This is a genomic window from Paraburkholderia dipogonis (genome assembly GCF_046027395.1).
GTDB classification, from domain to species: Bacteria; Pseudomonadota; Gammaproteobacteria; order Burkholderiales; family Burkholderiaceae; genus Paraburkholderia; species Paraburkholderia dipogonis_A.
This window is the reverse complement of record NZ_JAQQEG010000015.1, coordinates 100,017-116,679: the sequence shown is the minus strand read 5'-3', so window position 1 is coordinate 116,679 and position 16,663 is coordinate 100,017. Positions and strand designations below refer to the sequence as shown.

The following is a 16,663-nucleotide window of genomic DNA, read 5'->3' as shown; positions in this document are numbered from 1 at the left end:
CGTCAGCCCCTCACCCATTTTTCGAGCTGCCTGACCATGCGTGGCGGACCATCGGCGCGCGTGGCCGCCGAGGCCGCCGGGCTTTGCCAGGCGCCGAGCGGTTTGCCGTCCGCATAGCGGCGCTCGGCGCTTACCTGGCCGTCCGGCGCAAAGCGGCGCACCGTGCCGTGCAGCAGGTCGAGACGATAGGGCGAGGTTTGCACCAGCGTGCCGTCGGCGGCGTAATCGCGCGTCTCGCCTTCGAGCAAACCGTTGCGGTAAGTGGCGCGACGCACCACCACGCCGTCGTGCAGGAACACCGCTTCGCGCGAGAGCTTGCCGGCCTCGTAGGTCAGACGCGAGGTCACGAGACCGGACGGCGCATAAGTCAGGCTCTCGCCCTGCAGCACGCCCATCGCGTATTGACGGCGCGCGCTGGCCCGGCCGTTCGCGTAAAGCGTCGTGGGGCCGTGCAGGACGCCCGCCTCGTAGGCCGATTCCTGAATCAGCACGCCTTGCTCGTCGAACAGGCGCAGCGGGCCGCACAGCTTGCCGGCCACGTAATGCGCCTGAAACACGCGCACGCCGCCCGCCCCGTAGCGCAGCGCTTCGCCATGCGGCACGCCGTCCAGCAGCGAGGTGCGGGCGATGCACTGGCCCGCTGCGTCGTGCTCGTCCACGATCACGGGCAAACTCGCGGCCGCGCCCGCGCCCGCGCTCACGCCGTCGGCTTGAGCCGCGGCAGAGAGTGGCGCGAGTGGGGAGAGTTCGGTCATGGCGGGCATCGATGGAAGTGGCTCGGTCAGTTCGCCTTGATCAGTCCGCCCTTGAGCGTCAGCATCGCGCCGCCGTCCACGGTCTGCATGGCCGAAGCCTTGCTCTGGATTTCCACGCCTTCATTGCTGAGCGTGGTGCCGGCCTTGTTGCCGAGCGTCGTACCCGCCTGACTGGTCAGCGACGTCCCGGCCTGAATAGCCAGCGAAGTGCCCGACTTGATGCTGATGGAACCGTTCACGTCGATCACCAGATTGCCGCTGATCTTCAGCGTGTAGTCGCCCGTGGTGGTGTGCCTGAAGGTGGCGTGACTGGTGTGCGTCTCGTCGCCGGTGACATCCACGGCGCGGGTGCCCTTGACGGTATGCGTCTCGTTGCCGGTCTCCACGGTGAGCGCGCGGTTGCCCTGCTTGACGAGGTGCGTCTCGTCGCCCGCGATGACCGTCGTGGTCAGCGCGTTTTCGATCGCGACATTCATGTCCTTCTGCGCGTGGAAGTACAGCTCCTCGCTGTTGAGCTTGTCTTCCATGCGGATTTCGTTGCCCGCCGTGCCACTTTTGGACGAACGCGAACGCATCACACTTTGTGTCTGCGAAGCCGGCAAGCCGACCGGCGGCGACATCTGGCCGTTATAAACACTGCCGGTCACGAGCGGCCGGTCGGGATCACCGTCGACATAGCTGACCACCACTTCCTGGCCGACTCGCGGCAGGAACAGATGCCCCCAGCCCGCCCCCGCCGATGCCTGCGCGACACGCACCCAGCACGAACTGTTCTGGTCGGCGGCGCTCACGCGGTCCCAATGGAATTTCACCTTGATGCGGCCGAGCGAATCAGTCCAGATTTCCTCGCCCGACGAGCCGGTGACGATCGCCGTATGCGTGCCCGCCACCACCGGCCGCGGCGTGACACGCGGCGCCCGGAACGCGACCGCTGCGGGGAACACGTCAACATCGTTGTCGTACTGGCCGTCGGCTGCGCGATGCTCCAGGCGGCGCACCACGTAGGACACATTGAATGCGCTGTTCGCGTGCCCCGCGAGGCTCACCTGGGTGCCGGCCACGAGCGCGTAGCAGGCGCTCGTCGCGCGCCCGGTCTGCTGGTCCATCTGCTGTGCGGCGAGCTGCAGCGTGGCCGCGCGCTCGCCGTCCGCGGCCGCCGCATAGCGGCCAGGAAAGGCATAGCGGATGCCGCTCGCGCCGTGCGTTTCCGCGGAGGTCTGCGCGCTCAGCGTGCTCGCGCTTTTGTAGTCGTAGTCGCCAACCACATAGGTGGCCGCGACGAGCCCCGTCGACATCTCGAAGCTGCTCACGCGCTCGCTCGCGTCATGTCCGACCGAGTCGCCAGAAAACCGCAGCGTCGGGACCGCGCCGGGCTGGTGCGCCGACGGACTGTCCGCGAGCACCATGGTGTGCGCGCCGTTCGCGAAGGTGAAGAAGTAAAAGATGCCCTCCTCCTCCATCAGCCGCGAGATGAATTGCAACGCGCTTTCGTCGTACTGCACGCAGTAGTCGCGCACCGCATAGCTGCCGGTCACGCGCGATTCGACCGCGATGTTGAACGTGGACAACACCTGCTGAACGATGGCGAGCGCCGTCATGTTCTGAAAGATCGCGCGGTCGCTGCCGAGCGAAAGCAACCAGAGCCGCGGCGCGAGTTCCGCCGAGTAATAGCCGTACTGCGCGTTGGCGCCGACCTGCGCGAAACGCGTAACGATGCCGTTGAAATAGCGCGGCGCCGCAGCCGGCCCCTCGATCGTCACCGTCGCGTTCTGGCCGATGATGGTCTGCGCATCGAGCGCCGGGTTCGCCGAGCGCATGCGCAGGTTGAAGCGAAACGGCGCCGAGATCGCCTCGTGTCCGCCAAAGCCGTCGAGCAATAGCACGTCGGCGCCGAACGGCGAAGTGATCGAGAGCAGGCAGCCGGTTTGCGTCACAGCCACGTTACTGGTCTCCCCGCGGCGCGAAACGGAATGTCACGCCGCCGGCCGGGTCGAAACCGAGATGCACACCGCCGAACGGTTCAGCGACGGAAATGCGCTCGAGCACCTCGCGCGCCAGTTCGGGCAATACAGATTGCGTGAGGATGTGATCGACGTTGCGCGCGCCGCTGTCCACTTCCTTGCAGCGTTCGGTGATCGTGCTGGCGAACGCGTCGTCCCAGGTGAGCGGTGCGTGATGATTGCGCTCGAAGCGGGCGGCGAGCCGCGCGAGCTTCAGGTTGACGATCGAGGTGATCTGCGCGTCGCCGAGGTGATAGTACGGCACCAGCACGAGACGGCCCAGGAACGCCGGGCTGAACTGCTTGAGCAGCGCCGGGCGCAGACGCTCGATCAACTCGGCCGGCGGCGGCCGGCGGCCGCCCTGGCTGGCTTCGGTGATCACGTCCTGCGCGGCATTCGAGGTCAGCAGGATCAGCGTGTTGCGGAAGTCGATCGGCACGCCTTCGCCGTCTTCCATCACGCCTTTGTCGAACACCTGGAAGAACAGCTCCAGCACGTCCGGATGCGCTTTTTCCATTTCGTCGAGCAGCACGACGCTATACGGGCGGCGCCGCACGGCTTCGGTCAGCACGCCGCCGCGCCCATAGCCGACGTAGCCCGGCGGCGCGCCCTTGAGTCCCGAGACGCTGTGCGCTTCCTGGAACTCCGACATGTTGACGGTAATCATGTTGCGCTCGCCACCGTAGAGCGTGTCGGCCAGCGCCGCGGCGGTCTCGGTCTTGCCGACGCCGCTCGGTCCGATTAGCAGGAACACGCCGACCGGTTTGCCCGGATCGTCGAGATCCGCGCGGAAGGTGCGCACGCGCCGCGCAATCGCATCGAGCGCTTCGTCCTGGCCGACCACGCGCTCCGCGAGCTTGTCGTGCAGATACAGCACCGTGTGCAGTTCGTCGGCGAGCATGCTGCCGACCGGGATGCCAGTCCAGCCGGAGATCACCTTGGCGACCATTTCCGAGTCGACGCACACCGGCACCATCGGCTCGTCGCTGCGCACGGCTTCGAGGCCTTTTTCCAGTCTGCCGAGATTGGCGGCGAGCGAAGCGCTGTCATCTTCGTCGATGGACAGATCGGTGCCCGCCACATGTTGGGCGATCCTGGCACGCCACGCGAGAATCTCGCCAACCGCATGCCGTTCTGTCGCCAGCTTGTCGCTCATGCGCGCGTGCTGCGCGCGCTGGTCCTCGAGCTGGCGCGCGAGCGTGGCGATCGCTTCGGCGCGCTCGGCGCCCGTCGCCGCTTCGTGACGCAGAATGCGCAACTGGTTTTCGGCAGCGTCGATGGCTCGTCCCAGTGACTCGATCTCTTCGGGGACGCCGTTCTGCCCGATCGCTACGCGCGCGCAGGCCGTGTCGAGCACGCTGATCGCCTTGTCCGGCAACTGGCGCCCGGAGATATAGCGCTGTGACAGTTTGACCGCGTCGCGCACCGCTTCATCGAGAATCTCGACACCGTGATGCGCGGACAGCTTCGCCACCATGCCGCGCAGCATTTCGATCGCGACCGCTTCGGCCGGCTCTTCGACCTTGACCACCTGGAAGCGCCGCGCGAGCGCCGGGTCGCGTTCCACATACTTCTTGTATTCCGCCCAGGTGGTGGCCGCGATCGTGCGCAGTTCGCCGCGCGCGAGCGCCGGCTTCAGCAGATTGGCCGCGTCGCCCTGGCCTTCGCTGCCGCCCGCGCCGATCAGCTGATGCGCTTCGTCGATGAACAGAATCACCGGCACCGGCGAAGCCTTCACCTCGGCGATCACCGACTTGAGACGGTTTTCGAACTCGCCCTTCACGCCGGCGCCGGCCTGCAGCAACGCCAGGTCCAGCGAGCGCACGGAGACGTTGACGAGCGCGGGCGGCACTTGACCCAGCACGATCCGTTGCGCGAAGCCCTCGACGACCGCCGTTTTGCCGACGCCCGCTTCGCCTGTGAGAATCGGGTTGTTCTGGCGGCGGCGCAACAGCACGTCGATCAGTTGACGGATTTCCGCGTCGCGTCCGTAGATCGGATCGATCGCGCCCGAGCGGGCTTGCGCGGTGAGGTCGATCGTGTATTGCGCGAGCGCGGACGCGCGGCCGCCGTTGTTCAGATCGGCGGACGGCATCGCCGCTGGCTGGGCCGCGCCAGCCGATGCCTTTGCCGCGCCTGCGCCAGCCGCCACGCTGCCTTCGGACGATCCCGCGAGAATGTCGGACAGCCCATCACGCAGCGCGCCACGCGCGATCTTGAGCAAGGCCGGCGCGGAATCCATCAGCATGCCGCGCAGGCTGTCCACTTCCAGCAGCGCCAGCACCAGCGTGCCAGAACGGATCTGCTGCTCGCCGAGCAGCATCGAACTGAGCAGCCACGCTTCCTGGAAGAGCGGCGAAAAGTTCGGCGACAACGCCGGCGTGCGGCCATTGCCGCGCTTGAAGTGGTCCACGGCGTTCTGCAACTGCGCGCTCAGATCGGCGGCGCGAATTTCAAAGCGTTCGAGGATCGCTTTCAGATCCGGGGCATCCGATTCAATCAGCTGCAGCAGCAGATGCTCGATGTCCACGTTGTAATGCGTGTGCCGCACGCACAGTTGCGCGGCCTGTTCCATCGCCAGTTTGCAGACCGGATCAAGCCGGCTCAGCAAGGTTCGAATGTCGATATCCATGGGGTCTCAGTGGCCTTCGTCTTATCGGCGACCCATGGCTGCGGCCATGGCGTTCGCTGCTGCTCGCATGCTGGTGCGGGCCGCCGTGGCGGTATGGAGCGGCGCCTCGCCCGTGCGCATCGCCAGCCGGACCGCTTGAGGCCGGGCAGTGGCGGCGCGTGAGGTATCGCGCTGGCCGCCGACCCACGAGGTCCAGCCAAGCCGTGCCGCCGCCGCGCCGCCCAGTGCGCCCGCGCTGGCCGGTTTCGCGCGATGCAACACGAACGACACCTCATGATCCTGCTGCAGATAGCTGCGCACGAGCCACGCCGCGAGTTCGTGCGCGTCGCCGCCCGGCAGCAGCGCGGTGAACAATGTCTCGGACAGGTCGAAGAATTCGATGCGCAACCCTGCCGACTGACTCCACGTCCGCCGTCCGAGCACCGCAAGTCCGCCGAGTCGCGGCGCGCGCGTGCCGGGGCGCACGAGACGCAGCGAATCGGCCGCATCGACCGTATGCCAGCCGCCGACGAATTGCGCGCCGCGCACCGTCACACCGAGCCGGTCGGAGAGCAGCGCGAGCAGGCCCGTCATCGAACGCGGCGCGCCGCCGAGCAGGCCGGCATGACGCAGCCACAACGACGCGCCGCGCGGACCACGCGGGCCGCCGTGCAGTCCGAGGTTGCCGAGCGCATCGAGGCAGGCGGCGAGTTCGGCGTCGCGCGGCGAGCGGCTCGTCAAGGACGGCGCGAGCTTCTGCCGGCTCCGGTAAAGAAACGAGAGAAAGCGATGATTGAAGATGTCGAGCAGGTCGCCCATCGCGGTTTCGCGCGCGGCGCGCCGCGCGAGCACCATCTCCGTGAACGGCATCGGCAATGGACCATTGGCGCCGGCGAGCGTCATCACCGGCGTGGTCAGCGTATAGGTTTCGCGCGGCGGCTCTACGTCGTTAGCCTCTGCATGATCGGCTTGCGCGCTGTGCGGTTGCGCGTCGTTCGCCTGCGGATGACGCTGCGCGCTGCGGATATCGCTCGCTTCGAACGCGAGCGAGACGAAGCCGCGCAGACGCACGGCCTCGTCGGTGCCGTCGCCATAGCCGAGCGCGCGCGTCCACGGCTGCGCGCGTTCGAGCAGATGGATCGCCTGAAACAGGTCGAAGCCTTGCGGCTGCGCGACGAGACGAGCGATCAGAGCGTTTGCTGGCTGCCGGTCATCGGCGCCCATTGCTTCCATGTCTCATCTCCGCGGCGCACGACCAGCCGCACAAAGGAATTGACCGACGTGTACATCGCGAAGAAACGCGCGAGTACGGCACCCATCAGCAGCGGCGAGCCGCCGACGAAGGTATCGGCGTCGAACTCGATGCTGACCTCGGTGCCGCGGCAATAGCCGCGCCAGGCTTCGGTGCCGACGTGCGCGGTGATCGGGCGCGCGTCGATGCTGCGAATGCCGCGGATCTGCGCCTCTTCACGCGGACCGTCCGAGGCGAACAGCCGCAGCATGTCCTGCAACTCGCGCCGGCCGGTCGCGCCGCCCACCAGCGAGTGATAGTTGCGGGTCAGCAGCGATACCAGCCGCCACAGCGTCGCGCTGTCGAGCGGCGGATTGCGCTGCGAGGTCGGCTCGTACAGACAGCGCGCCCGCGCGTTCTGCGAGACGCGCTCAACCAGCATGCGCGCGCCGACCGGCACCTGTTCGGCGAGCCGCCGATTGGTGCACAGCACGTTGGCATACACCACCGGCGTATCCGGCTGGCCGGTCACGTTGCCGGCGTCGACGAAACCGAGATACAGATCGATGCCCGGCGCGTTGCTGCGCACGCTCTGTTCGCGGCGCGCCGACCAGTACATCGTTTCGCCCGCCGCGCGCGGATCGTCGAGACGGTCCGCCGCCGTAAAGCACGGCAAGGTGACGGCGCGATCCTGCGCGGGATCGGAGGCGATCACCGACAGGATCGAATGAATTTCAGTGATCGCTTCGCGCTTCTGGTCCGCGACCAGACGGTACTCGTAATGGCGCCGGTCGATCACGATCGGCTCGCTCGTCTGCGAGAACAGGTTGACGATGGGCGTGCAGCCGAGCCGGAAATGCTGGGCGCCGAGCATGCCGAGTCCGCGCGGCACGCGATCCAGATGCAGGACGATCTCGCAGGTGCGCCCGGTGCCGAGCTTACCGGCGGGCACGTGCAGATCGAAGAAATGGAACTTGCGCGGAAACGCGAAATACTCCTGCATCAGCGTGTAAGCAGGATGCGCGTGCGAAGGCTGCGGCAAGACGGTGTCTTCCGGCGCATAACCGACTTCGCGCCACGCCGAGGGCGGCAGCGTCGTGGCCGGCCCTTGCTCGGGACGCACGCCGACATCCGTCACGTTCGCGACCAGCAGTTCATAGAGCGGCATGGTCACGACCCAGTCGCCATGCAGATGCACGCGCAATCGCGTGAGTTCGAGTTCGGAGAAATCGACGCCCGCATCGCATTCCAGCGTGAGCCGCAGCGTGGCGTCGTCGCCGAATGCGGCGCGGCTGATTCTGAGCGGCCATAATACGGTTTCCCACGCGGTACGAAAGCGGCAGGCATCGCCCGTCTCCGTCATCGCAGCGAGGCCGGTGTGGCGCGGTACGCGAAAGCCTGCCGTCACCTTGCCCTGCGTCGGGTCGAGCTCGAACTGCGCGACGGTCATGGACGGCACCGTCTGAATCATCGAGGGGCATACGTTGTCGAGCAGCGCGCTGGCGATTTGCGGCGCGGCCTGGTCGAGGTCGCGATGCACGCGCGCGGCGAGAAACGCGGTCGCCTCGATCAAGCGCTCGGTATGCGGATCGAGCGACTCGGTGCCATGCAGCGCGAGGCGCGACGCGACCTTCGGATAACGCTGCGCGAAATCGGCGCCCTGGGTGCGCAAATACGACAGTTCGCGCTTGTAGTACTGGAGAATGTCTTCGGCGGCCATGTCAGTCTGCGTCCTTCCAGCGTGCATCAGCGCTGCCGCGCGCACCGCCCTGCAATTCGAAGAAGACGTGTTCGACCGACTGGTTCACGCGCATTTTGCCGTCCACCGTTAGCACGGCGTGGCGCTCGTCGCCGGACGGAAAGCTGAAGTCCACCTCGACGTCGGCCAGTCTCGGCTCGAACAACGCGATCGCCTGGCGCACGGCGGCGACGATGGCGTCGCGGTCGCGCTGCGAGCGCAGCGACAGATCGGAGAAATCGGGCAGCCCGTAGTCCAGCACGGTTCCGTCGCTCTTCGCGAAGGTTTCCATCGTCAGGCTCGAACGCGCATTGAGCAGACGCGACAACTCCCGCGCGACGGATTGTCGAAGCGCGTGCTCGCCTTGCAACCATGCGTCAGCGTCTTCGACAAGACGCTCGAACAGAGGAAGGGGAAAGCCGTTGGCGATTGCCGACATACGCAAAACCGGTTGAACCGTCACAGAGCGAAAACGCCCGCCTCGCGGCGGGCGGCGAAACGTTACGCAGCCGGGCTGATCGCCTTGTTGGTGGTCAGATCCCAACCGAACGGCGCGGTGCCGGCCAGCGTCGAATCCGCGTTCTGCTGGGTGTATTGCGAGGTCATCGCCGTGAAGTTGATGGTGAACGAGTCCATCATGCTCGAGCCGCCGCCGCTCGTGGTGATGTTCGCGATCATCGCGTTCGTCAGCACGTACTTCATCTGCAGCATGAACTTGCCGCCTTCGTTACGGCCGATCGAGATCGTCGCGTTGCCAAGCTTCGTGCCGGCCGTACAGGCGGCGTACAGCGCGGGCGTCGACTGATCGGTGTCTTTGCTCAGATTGAATTCGCTGAACGACGGACGGCCGAGCGTGCGCTCGGTGTTCGACGTGTCGGGGTTCATCGTGATCGCCACGCTTTGCGAGAACGACGTCAGCTGAATGCCGTCCTTGAAGCCGTCGATCAGCGAGTTGCCCTTGACGTCCTTGAATTGCAGGATGATGGTATCCATAACTTGCCTGAATCAATAGGTGAATGAAAGCGGTATGACGCGCGCGTGGCGCGCGTCATACATCGACGATTAAGCAGCCGCGCCCGGCAGATCCGCCACGAGGCGGATCGAGGCCGTCAGCTCTTCCATCTGGAAGTGCGGCTTCAGGAAACACGTGGCGCGATACGCACCGGGCTTGCCCGGTACTTCGGTCACGTCCACGCGAGCCTGGCCGAGCGGATAGCGCGCCTTCTGCTCATGCGAGGCCGACGCGTTGATCAGCACGTACCCGGCAATCCAGTTGTTCAGATAGGTCTCGACATCGGCGCGGGTCTGGAAGCTGCCCACCTTGTCGCGCATGATCACCTTGATGTAATGCGCGAAGCGCGACGCGGCCAGCACGAACGGCAGACGCGCGGAGAGTTGCGCGTTGGCGTTGGCTTCGTCCTTGTTGTAGGCCTTCGGCTTGTTGACCGTCTGGCCGCCGAAGAAGGTCGCGAAGTCCGAGCCCTTCGAGTTGACCAGCGCGATAAAGCCGAGATCGCTCAGTTCCTTCTCGCGGCGATCGGTAATCGTGACTTCCGTCGGGCACTTCAGCGTGATGTCGCCTTCATTCGTCTTGTACGCATGCGCCGCAATACCGTCGACCTTGCCGCCGCCTTCCACGCCGCGAATCGCCGTGGCCCAGCTGTACTTCGCGTAGGCGTCGGTGATGCGCAGACCCAGTTGATAGGCGGAGTTCGCCCACAGGTACTTGCTATGGTCCGTGCCGTCGACATCCTCTTCGAAACCGAACGATTCGACCGGGTTGGTCTTCGCGCCATACGGCAGACGCGCCGCGTAGCTCGGCAACACTAGCGACACGTAACGCGAGTCTTCCGATTCGCGGAAGCTGCGCCAGGCGGCCAGTTCAGCGCTTTCGAACGTCTTCGACAGGTCGCGCGCCACGCCGAGTTCGGTGTACGACTTCAGGTCGAACAGGCTCGGTGCGGCAGCGGCGATGAACGGCGCATGCGCCGCGGCGGCCACGCGCGAGATGCGCTCGAGCAAGGCCATGTCTTGCGGATGACGACCGAACGAGTAATCGCCGACCAGCAGCGAGAACGGGTGGCCGCCGAACGTGCCGTACTCTTCTTCGTAGATCTTCTTGAACAGCACGCTCATGTCGTGGTCGACAGCCGTCTCGAGGTCCTTGTGCAGTTCCTTCTTCGTGACGTTGAGCAGTCGCAGCTTCAGGTTCGTACCGGTCTCGGTGCCGAACACCATGTCGTGCAGGCCGTACCACGACGCTTCCAGTTCCTGATAGGCCGAGTCGTGCATGATCGCGTTGAGCTGGTCAGTCAGCAGCTTGTCGATTTCGGCGACGCGTTCGTTGATCATCGCCACGACGCCCTTGTCCGGGCTCGTGCGCATGCCTTCGTCGAGAATCTGCGAGGCGAGCTGGCCGATGAGCTTTCGTGCGTAGCCGCCTTGCGACGGCTCGACGGCCATATTGCCTTCCTGAACGATGCGCTCGAGCAGGCTCAGCTCGGCGACTTGCGCGCCGGCGTGTACGCCCGCGGCTTCGGCGGAGATATTCGTTTCCATCTGGGTCAGTCCTGAGAGGAGTGTCGCTTCAGCGACGCTGAAAATGGGCCGTCACTCGGACGGAGTGTCTTCCGTCGTCGGCGTGACTGCGCTCGCCTCAGCCGCTGCGGCCGCCGGCGCATCGCCGACGTAGGCCTGGCTCTTCAGCTTCTTCAGTTCTTCCGAGTTCTGAACGATGCGCTCCAGCATCGAATCGAGTTCGTCGTTGCCGTCGAGCTTGGCAAGCAGATCGCGCAATTGCTGACGCGCTTCGAGCAGCTTGGCCAGGCGCGGCACCTGACGCACGAGGCTTTCCGGATGAAAGTCGGCGAACTGCTGAAACTTCAGTTCGACTTTCAGATTGCCTTCGCCCTTCATCGTGTCAGGCACCGACAGTTCGAGGCGCGGCTCGATCTTGCCCATGATCTCGTCGAAGTTGTCGCGATCGACATCGACGAAGCGACGCTCTTTCAGCTTGGGCAGCGGCGTGGCTGGGTGGCCGGAGAGATCGGCCATCAACCCGACGACCATCGGCAATTCACGCTTTTCGATAGCGCCGCCGAGTTCGACGTCGTACGTGATCTGAACGCGAGGCGGACGATTGCGGCCGACCCATTTCTGCAAACTATTGGACATGAACATCCCCGAGATAAAGAGAACTCGAATTACGTTTTGACAAGGCGTCCAGAAGCACGCCCCTGACTCGATTCAGGTGCAACACATAGCGGGGATAAGTTTTAAAGCGAAGGACTCGCACTACGTCCTTAGGGTAATACCGGATACGCGCATTACGCCGGACGGCGTCTACAGGTCCGCCCGTCGCCGTGTATCCGGTATGGTTGCAAGTCGATGCGAATCCCCGTCACGCATCAGCTCACGAATAGCAAAGAAATTAAAAAGTCCGGGAGGTATATGACACGCGTTGGTCACGCACGCGACATTTCCTTTTGTCTGATGTTAGGCCTGAATTTATTTTTGATTACCAATTGTTTCCGATACTTAACTTTATTTGATAACCGCCGCATATAGCGCTGCAATGGCGACGTATCGAGTCTCCCTCAGGCTGTTTGACTGAGAGCGCCAATTCTAAAGAGAAATTTTTAGGATTCAAGGAGAATTTATTCCCGCTAATCACACCGTCTCCCCTCTTTTTCGGCACGGCGCGCGAATCCTGAAGGCCTGAAATGCCAATCATTTTCGGCACGGCCGTGCTGAAAAAGCGAGCGGCGAACCGGTTGGATGCTTTGCCTGTTCTCGTCACTTATGCTGGCCCAGGCGGGCCCGCTTACGCAGGGCCAGGTGGCTCCGGCGGAGCGAATCACACGGCACGCATCGTCAGACGCTCCTGCAGTTCCCCGATTGATCCAGCGTCCGTGTAGGGCGAGCACGAAAGCGCTCTTCTCAAGCACGGTAGCAGCCAGAGGAATTTCGGCAGTAGTCACCAGGTCACCGCCTCGAACGAGCCCGACAATCTGATTGTCGGCAGCGTCAAAGCCGGATGGGACTTGCACGGTCCGTATGAAAGCGGAAGGCGGGGTGCGCAGATACTGATTGGTCACCGGCATGACAGGAATTTCGACCCGCCGCGCGGCCCGACAAGCATTGCCTTTACGACTGCCGGACAGGCGTCTGGAACAACCAGTATCGGCATTGCAGCATGCCTGTTGTTGTTAAGTTGCGGCATCCTGTCGTGCCACACGACAAATTCGAGGTATTTATCGCTATAGCCACCTTGTTGCGATCGGAAAGGTGGCTCGGCTCTATCACGCTGTTCGAGAAACAAATCAGGCGTTTGATTCCAGCTCAGTGCATCATGACGTGGCTACCCGATCGCCAATCGGCGATCGGGTGATATTGGCGCGACAATATCAATGCAAGGTGTGGACGCTGCTGATGACTTCATCATCATCGTCGTCATCGGACGAGGCTTGCTCAAGGATCGCGCACCGGAAGTCCGACTTGACGCGAAGGATGGCTGATTCGATACGTGCATCGCCGCGATGGCCGCTCAGGCAGGTATTGATCGCCTCCTCGACGGCGAGAATCGCCTGCTCGATGCTCTCAGGATCATCGCTATCGTACCCGACCTCAACCTCAATACTCTCCAGCAGGTTCAACGCTGTTGCAATGTCCTCGGAAGCGACGAATAGCGTCTTGGCATTTTCTCTCATCTACCCTCCCCGTTGGGTTGTCCAGAGTGATCAGACAGGTGCGAGTTACGTGACTATCGTTACACATCCAGAACAAACCTGCCGGGCGATGAAGGTGGGTGTTGGGTTCGAAACAACGGAAGGGTTGCTGTACGCGGTGAAGCGAATAGAATCGACTGTTCCACCTTGAGGCATGTTCATTGCGTCCGGCAAAATCCCGCGGGGCTGAAATTGTCGCGGAACGCTCAACGACACTTGCATGCCCCTTGGAGCTTCCGCTTGGGCGGCCGCTTTTGCGGCCTTTTGCCGTGCATGGTTGGCCGCCTCACACCGACAGACGAGTCATCGCGGTCCACAGCCCTCTCTTCCTGCGGCACGGTTCAGCAACGCAAAGCCGTCCATTACCGACAACACCGGCACGGTCTGCTCGTGGACCGGGTGCTGAAGGGTTGTGTCCATTCTGTTTTCACAGTTGTCGATTGCCCACAGCGACTACTCAGGAAGTTGCCTCGGCGCCCTACCGTTCACATGCTGCTGCAAAGCATCAGTGTCCTGCCAGATCATCGCCCGGAATTCAAGCGACGCAAAAACGAGCGCAGTGAGAAGAAACAGCGTTAGTGGATTCATGACAGCTACCCCGATTGAAAGACGCCACGCAGCGAACTGGAAAATCCGCTCTGGGCATTCGTCTGTACGACGACCATCGCACAATGTCGCCGTGAGTTGATTTAATAGACGCTACAGGCAAGTGCGGGGAATTTCAGTACGGTCACGTACCGGGAAGGAAAACTATAATGCGAGAGCTCGATTCAGGAACTATCCAAACATTACGACCTGTCGAATCGCTTTTCCTTCGTGGAGCAGATCGAAGCCATGATTGATTTCATCTAGCGTCAGACGGCCGGTGAGTAGTTTGTTGACCGGCAGCCTGCCCTGCATATAAAGATCGATGTAATGGGGAATGTCGCGCGCCGGCACGCACGTGCCGATATAGCTGCCTTTCAGTGTGCGCTCTTCAGCGACCAGACTCACTGCCGGCAGCGGCCATAGTGCGGTAGACGGCGGCAGACCCGCGGTGACGGTCAACCCACCGCGACGGGTGATGCGATAAGCGAGATCCAGAGCGCGAATGGCGCCTGCGAATTCGAAGGCAAACTCGACCCCGCCTGAGCTCAACGCCCGGATCTGCTCGACGGCGTCATCGCGGCCCGCGTTGACCGTGTGCGTGGCGCCGAGGGCGCGCGCCTGTTCCAGTTTCGCATCGGACAGGTCGACCGCGATGATCTGGCGAGCGCCGGCCGCTTGCGCGCCGATCAGGGCTGCCAGCCCCACTCCCCCCAGACCGACCACGGCAACAGAAGCGCCTGCACGGATTTGCGCCGTATTCACCACCGCGCCGACGCCCGTGAGCACGGCACATCCGAATAGCGCTGCTTCGTCGAGCGGCACACTGGCATCGATCCTGACGACCGAGCGCCGCGATACGGTCGCGTATTCCGCAAATACCGAGCAGCCAAGGTGGTGGTTCAATGTCTCGCCACCGCGCGTAAGGCGACGCCCGCCAGAGAGTAGCGTGCCCGCGCCGTTCGCCGCCGCGCCCGGCTCGCACAAGGCCGGCCGGCCTTCGGCGCATGGTGCGCAATGACCGCAGCTCGGCACAAACACAACCACGACGTGATCGCCAATCTGAAGATCGGTAACGCCGGCCCCCAGCTCGGCGACGACGCCAGCGGCCTCATGTCCGAGTGCCATCGGCATGGGGCGCGGCCGATCGCCGTTGATGACGGACAGGTCGGAGTGACACAACCCCGCGGCGGCGATTTTGATAAGCACTTCATCAGGCCCCGGCGGCGCAAGGTCAACCTCGTCGATACGCAACGGACGGGAAACGGCATACGGATACGCTGCGCCCATTGTTTCCAGCACTGCTGCCTTGATCTTCATTACGCGACCTCCATGACCCGATTGCCTAGTTCCTCAACAAAGACGCGGACGTTTTCCGAGTAGTCGACCGGTACGATGACCAGTTGCACCCCGCCTTCGCCGAATGCGCTCTCCAATGCGGGAGCCAAAGCCTCTGCCGTCTCAATGCGCCTGCCCTTTGCGCCGTACGCATCCGCATATTTGACAAAATCAGGGTTACCGAAAGTCAGTCCCCAATCAGCAAATTTGTCGACGGCCTGCTTCCAGCGAATCATTCCGTAGGCGTCGTCCTGAATGATCAGCACGACGAGATTGAGCTTCAGTCTCACCGCCGTCTCGAGTTCCTGCGAGTTCATCATAAAGCCGCCGTCACCGCAGACAGCCATGACACGACGATCCGGATAAAGAATCGCGGCCATCATCGCCGATGGCAAGCCCGCCCCCATGGTTGCCAGCGCATTGTCGAGCAATAGCGTATTCGCGCTACGGGTTCTGTAGCACCGCGCGAACCAGAGTTTGTACATGCCATTGTCGAGCGCAACGATGCCGTCGGCCGGCATGATCTTCCTGACGTCGTGAACGATGCGTTGTGGCGTCAACGGAAAGCGCGATTCCTCCGCCCGTCCCAGTGTGCGTCTCAGGATATCCTCGCGCAGCGGCGCCAACGCCGCCGCGTGCGGCAGGTCTCCCTCCAGCAGATCAGCCAGGCGCCCAAGGCTCAAACCGAGGTCTCCGACCACTTCCGCGTGCGGGAAGAACACCTGCTCGACATTGGCCGGCGTATATCCCACGTGAATGACCATCGGCCCGCCGGGCCCCATGATAAAAGGCGGTTTCTCGACCGTGTCATGGCCGATTGCGAGGATCAGGTCGGCGCGATCGATCGCCTCGTGCAGGTAGTCGCGTTCGCTTAGCGCCGCCGTGCCCATCCAGAGTTCTGACGCCTCCTCGCGACCGATTGCGGACACGGTGCCCTTACCCATTTGCGTGTTGAAGTACGGCATGCCCGTGCGCCGGATGAAGTCGGTCAACTGCCCGGCAAGACGGGGGCGGTTGCTGGCCGCGCCGAACATGACCAGCGGACGCCTGGCGCTCTTCAGCAAGGCAGCAGCCTGCTCGATTGCTGCCTGCCCGGCGACAGGCAGGTCGACCGCATGCAATGGAATCAACGGGACGTCGCCGCCTACCTCCGAGCCGGCCACGTCTTCCGGCAACTCAAGATGCACCGGACCCGGCCGCTCTTGCGCAGCAACCCGGAATGCCTCGCGCACCACGGTCGGAATGCTGGCGCCGTTGACAATCTGCCGGGACGCCTTGGTGAGCGGTTTCATCGTCGCCACGATGTCGACGATCTGAAAGCGAGCCTGGCGCGCTGTCATGATGGCCTTCTGTCCGGTGATCAGTACCATCGGCATTGCACCCAGATGAGCGTAAGCCGCGCCTGTCACGAGATTCAACGCCCCGGGGCCAAGCGTCGCCATACAAACGCCAGGCTTTCCGGTCAGGCGCCCATGAGTGGCCGCCATGAAGGCCGCCGATTGTTCATGGCGAGTCACGATGAGCTCGATACCCGAGTGCCGCAACGAATCCAGGACATCGAGGTTTTCCTCGCCCGGCACGGCAAAGATGCGTTCGACACCTTCATTCTCCAGGGCCTTGACGAACAGGTCGGATGCTTTCACAAATAGACTCCTTGTTTCTTCAATACGCGGCCAGG

The 16,663-nt window shown here is 63.5% G+C and carries 12 protein-coding genes and 1 pseudogene; all 13 read right to left on the bottom strand.

The genetic code is table 11. The features are described from left to right. Positions 1-2: 2 nt before the first annotated feature. Complete coding sequence (locus PQR32_RS17110; RefSeq protein ID WP_408228956.1) at positions 3-755, bottom strand: toxin-antitoxin system YwqK family antitoxin; 753 nt, start codon at positions 753-755, stop codon at positions 3-5. 26 nt (positions 756-781) lie between these two features. Next, positions 782-2,695: a type VI secretion system tip protein TssI/VgrG gene (tssI, locus tag PQR32_RS17105; RefSeq protein ID WP_408228953.1), complete on the bottom strand. Its 1,914-nt coding sequence runs from the start codon at positions 2,693-2,695 to the stop codon at positions 782-784. A 1-nt stretch (position 2,696) separates the two neighbouring features. Continuing rightward, positions 2,697-5,387 carry a type VI secretion system ATPase TssH gene (tssH, locus tag PQR32_RS17100; RefSeq protein ID WP_408228950.1) on the bottom strand — a complete coding sequence of 897 codons (2,691 nt, stop codon included), beginning with the start codon at positions 5,385-5,387 and terminating at the stop codon, positions 2,697-2,699. Positions 5,388-5,408: 21 nt separating this feature from the next. Then, positions 5,409-6,599, bottom strand: a complete 1,191-nt coding sequence (gene tssG / locus PQR32_RS17095) for a type VI secretion system baseplate subunit TssG (protein WP_408228947.1) — start codon at positions 6,597-6,599, stop codon at positions 5,409-5,411. Beyond that, positions 6,554-8,317, bottom strand: coding sequence for a type VI secretion system baseplate subunit TssF (tssF, locus tag PQR32_RS17090; protein WP_408228944.1), 1,764 nt, complete (start codon positions 8,315-8,317; stop codon positions 6,554-6,556). Before tssF ends, tssG begins: the two co-directional genes overlap by 46 nt. Position 8,318: 1 nt before the next feature. Continuing rightward, positions 8,319-8,774, bottom strand: a complete 456-nt coding sequence (gene tssE / locus PQR32_RS17085; RefSeq protein ID WP_408228941.1) for a type VI secretion system baseplate subunit TssE — start codon at positions 8,772-8,774, stop codon at positions 8,319-8,321. Positions 8,775-8,836: 62 nt separating this feature from the next. After that, positions 8,837-9,328: an Hcp family type VI secretion system effector gene (locus tag PQR32_RS17080; RefSeq protein ID WP_408183459.1), complete on the bottom strand. Its 492-nt coding sequence runs from the start codon at positions 9,326-9,328 to the stop codon at positions 8,837-8,839. A 69-nt stretch (positions 9,329-9,397) separates the two neighbouring features. Beyond that, positions 9,398-10,894: a type VI secretion system contractile sheath large subunit gene (tssC, locus tag PQR32_RS17075; protein WP_408228938.1), complete on the bottom strand. Its 1,497-nt coding sequence runs from the start codon at positions 10,892-10,894 to the stop codon at positions 9,398-9,400. A gap of 51 nt (positions 10,895-10,945) precedes the next feature. Further along, positions 10,946-11,509 carry a type VI secretion system contractile sheath small subunit gene (gene tssB / locus PQR32_RS17070; protein ID WP_408228935.1) on the bottom strand — a complete coding sequence of 188 codons (564 nt, stop codon included), beginning with the start codon at positions 11,507-11,509 and terminating at the stop codon, positions 10,946-10,948. Between the two features lie 685 nt (positions 11,510-12,194). Further along, positions 12,195-12,524 (bottom strand): annotated as a pseudogene (locus PQR32_RS17065) (DUF188 domain-containing protein); the annotation flags it as partial. Between the two features lie 217 nt (positions 12,525-12,741). Next, a complete protein-coding gene (locus PQR32_RS17060; protein ID WP_408228932.1) occupies positions 12,742-13,044 on the bottom strand; it encodes a YuaX family protein in 303 nt (100 codons plus the stop codon). Between the two features lie 795 nt (positions 13,045-13,839). Continuing rightward, on the bottom strand, positions 13,840-14,967 hold the full coding sequence (locus tag PQR32_RS17055; protein WP_408228929.1) for a zinc-dependent alcohol dehydrogenase family protein: 1,128 nt from the start codon (positions 14,965-14,967) through the stop codon (positions 13,840-13,842). Continuing rightward, positions 14,967-16,628, bottom strand: a complete 1,662-nt coding sequence (locus tag PQR32_RS17050; protein ID WP_408228926.1) for an acetolactate synthase large subunit — start codon at positions 16,626-16,628, stop codon at positions 14,967-14,969. The genes PQR32_RS17055 and PQR32_RS17050 overlap by 1 nt, the downstream gene beginning before the upstream one ends. Positions 16,629-16,663: the final 35 nt, after the last annotated feature.

What these genes read in the sequence shown, in the direction of transcription:
- PQR32_RS17110 (WP_408228956.1), bottom strand. Translation starts at nt 755, where the DNA reads ATGACCGAACTCTCCCCACTCGCGCCACTCTCTGCCGCGGCTCAAGCC.
- tssH (WP_408228950.1), bottom strand. Translation starts at nt 5,387, where the DNA reads ATGGATATCGACATTCGAACCTTGCTGAGCCGGCTTGATCCGGTCTGC.
- tssG (WP_408228947.1), bottom strand. Translation starts at nt 6,599, where the DNA reads ATGGAAGCAATGGGCGCCGATGACCGGCAGCCAGCAAACGCTCTGATC.
- tssF (WP_408228944.1), bottom strand. Translation starts at nt 8,317, where the DNA reads ATGGCCGCCGAAGACATTCTCCAGTACTACAAGCGCGAACTGTCGTAT.
- tssE (WP_408228941.1), bottom strand. Translation starts at nt 8,774, where the DNA reads ATGTCGGCAATCGCCAACGGCTTTCCCCTTCCTCTGTTCGAGCGTCTT.
- PQR32_RS17080 (WP_408183459.1), bottom strand. Translation starts at nt 9,328, where the DNA reads ATGGATACCATCATCCTGCAATTCAAGGACGTCAAGGGCAACTCGCTG.
- tssC (WP_408228938.1), bottom strand. Translation starts at nt 10,894, where the DNA reads ATGGAAACGAATATCTCCGCCGAAGCCGCGGGCGTACACGCCGGCGCG.
- tssB (WP_408228935.1), bottom strand. Translation starts at nt 11,509, where the DNA reads ATGTCCAATAGTTTGCAGAAATGGGTCGGCCGCAATCGTCCGCCTCGC.
- PQR32_RS17060 (WP_408228932.1), bottom strand. Translation starts at nt 13,044, where the DNA reads ATGAGAGAAAATGCCAAGACGCTATTCGTCGCTTCCGAGGACATTGCA.
- PQR32_RS17055 (WP_408228929.1), bottom strand. Translation starts at nt 14,967, where the DNA reads ATGAAGATCAAGGCAGCAGTGCTGGAAACAATGGGCGCAGCGTATCCG.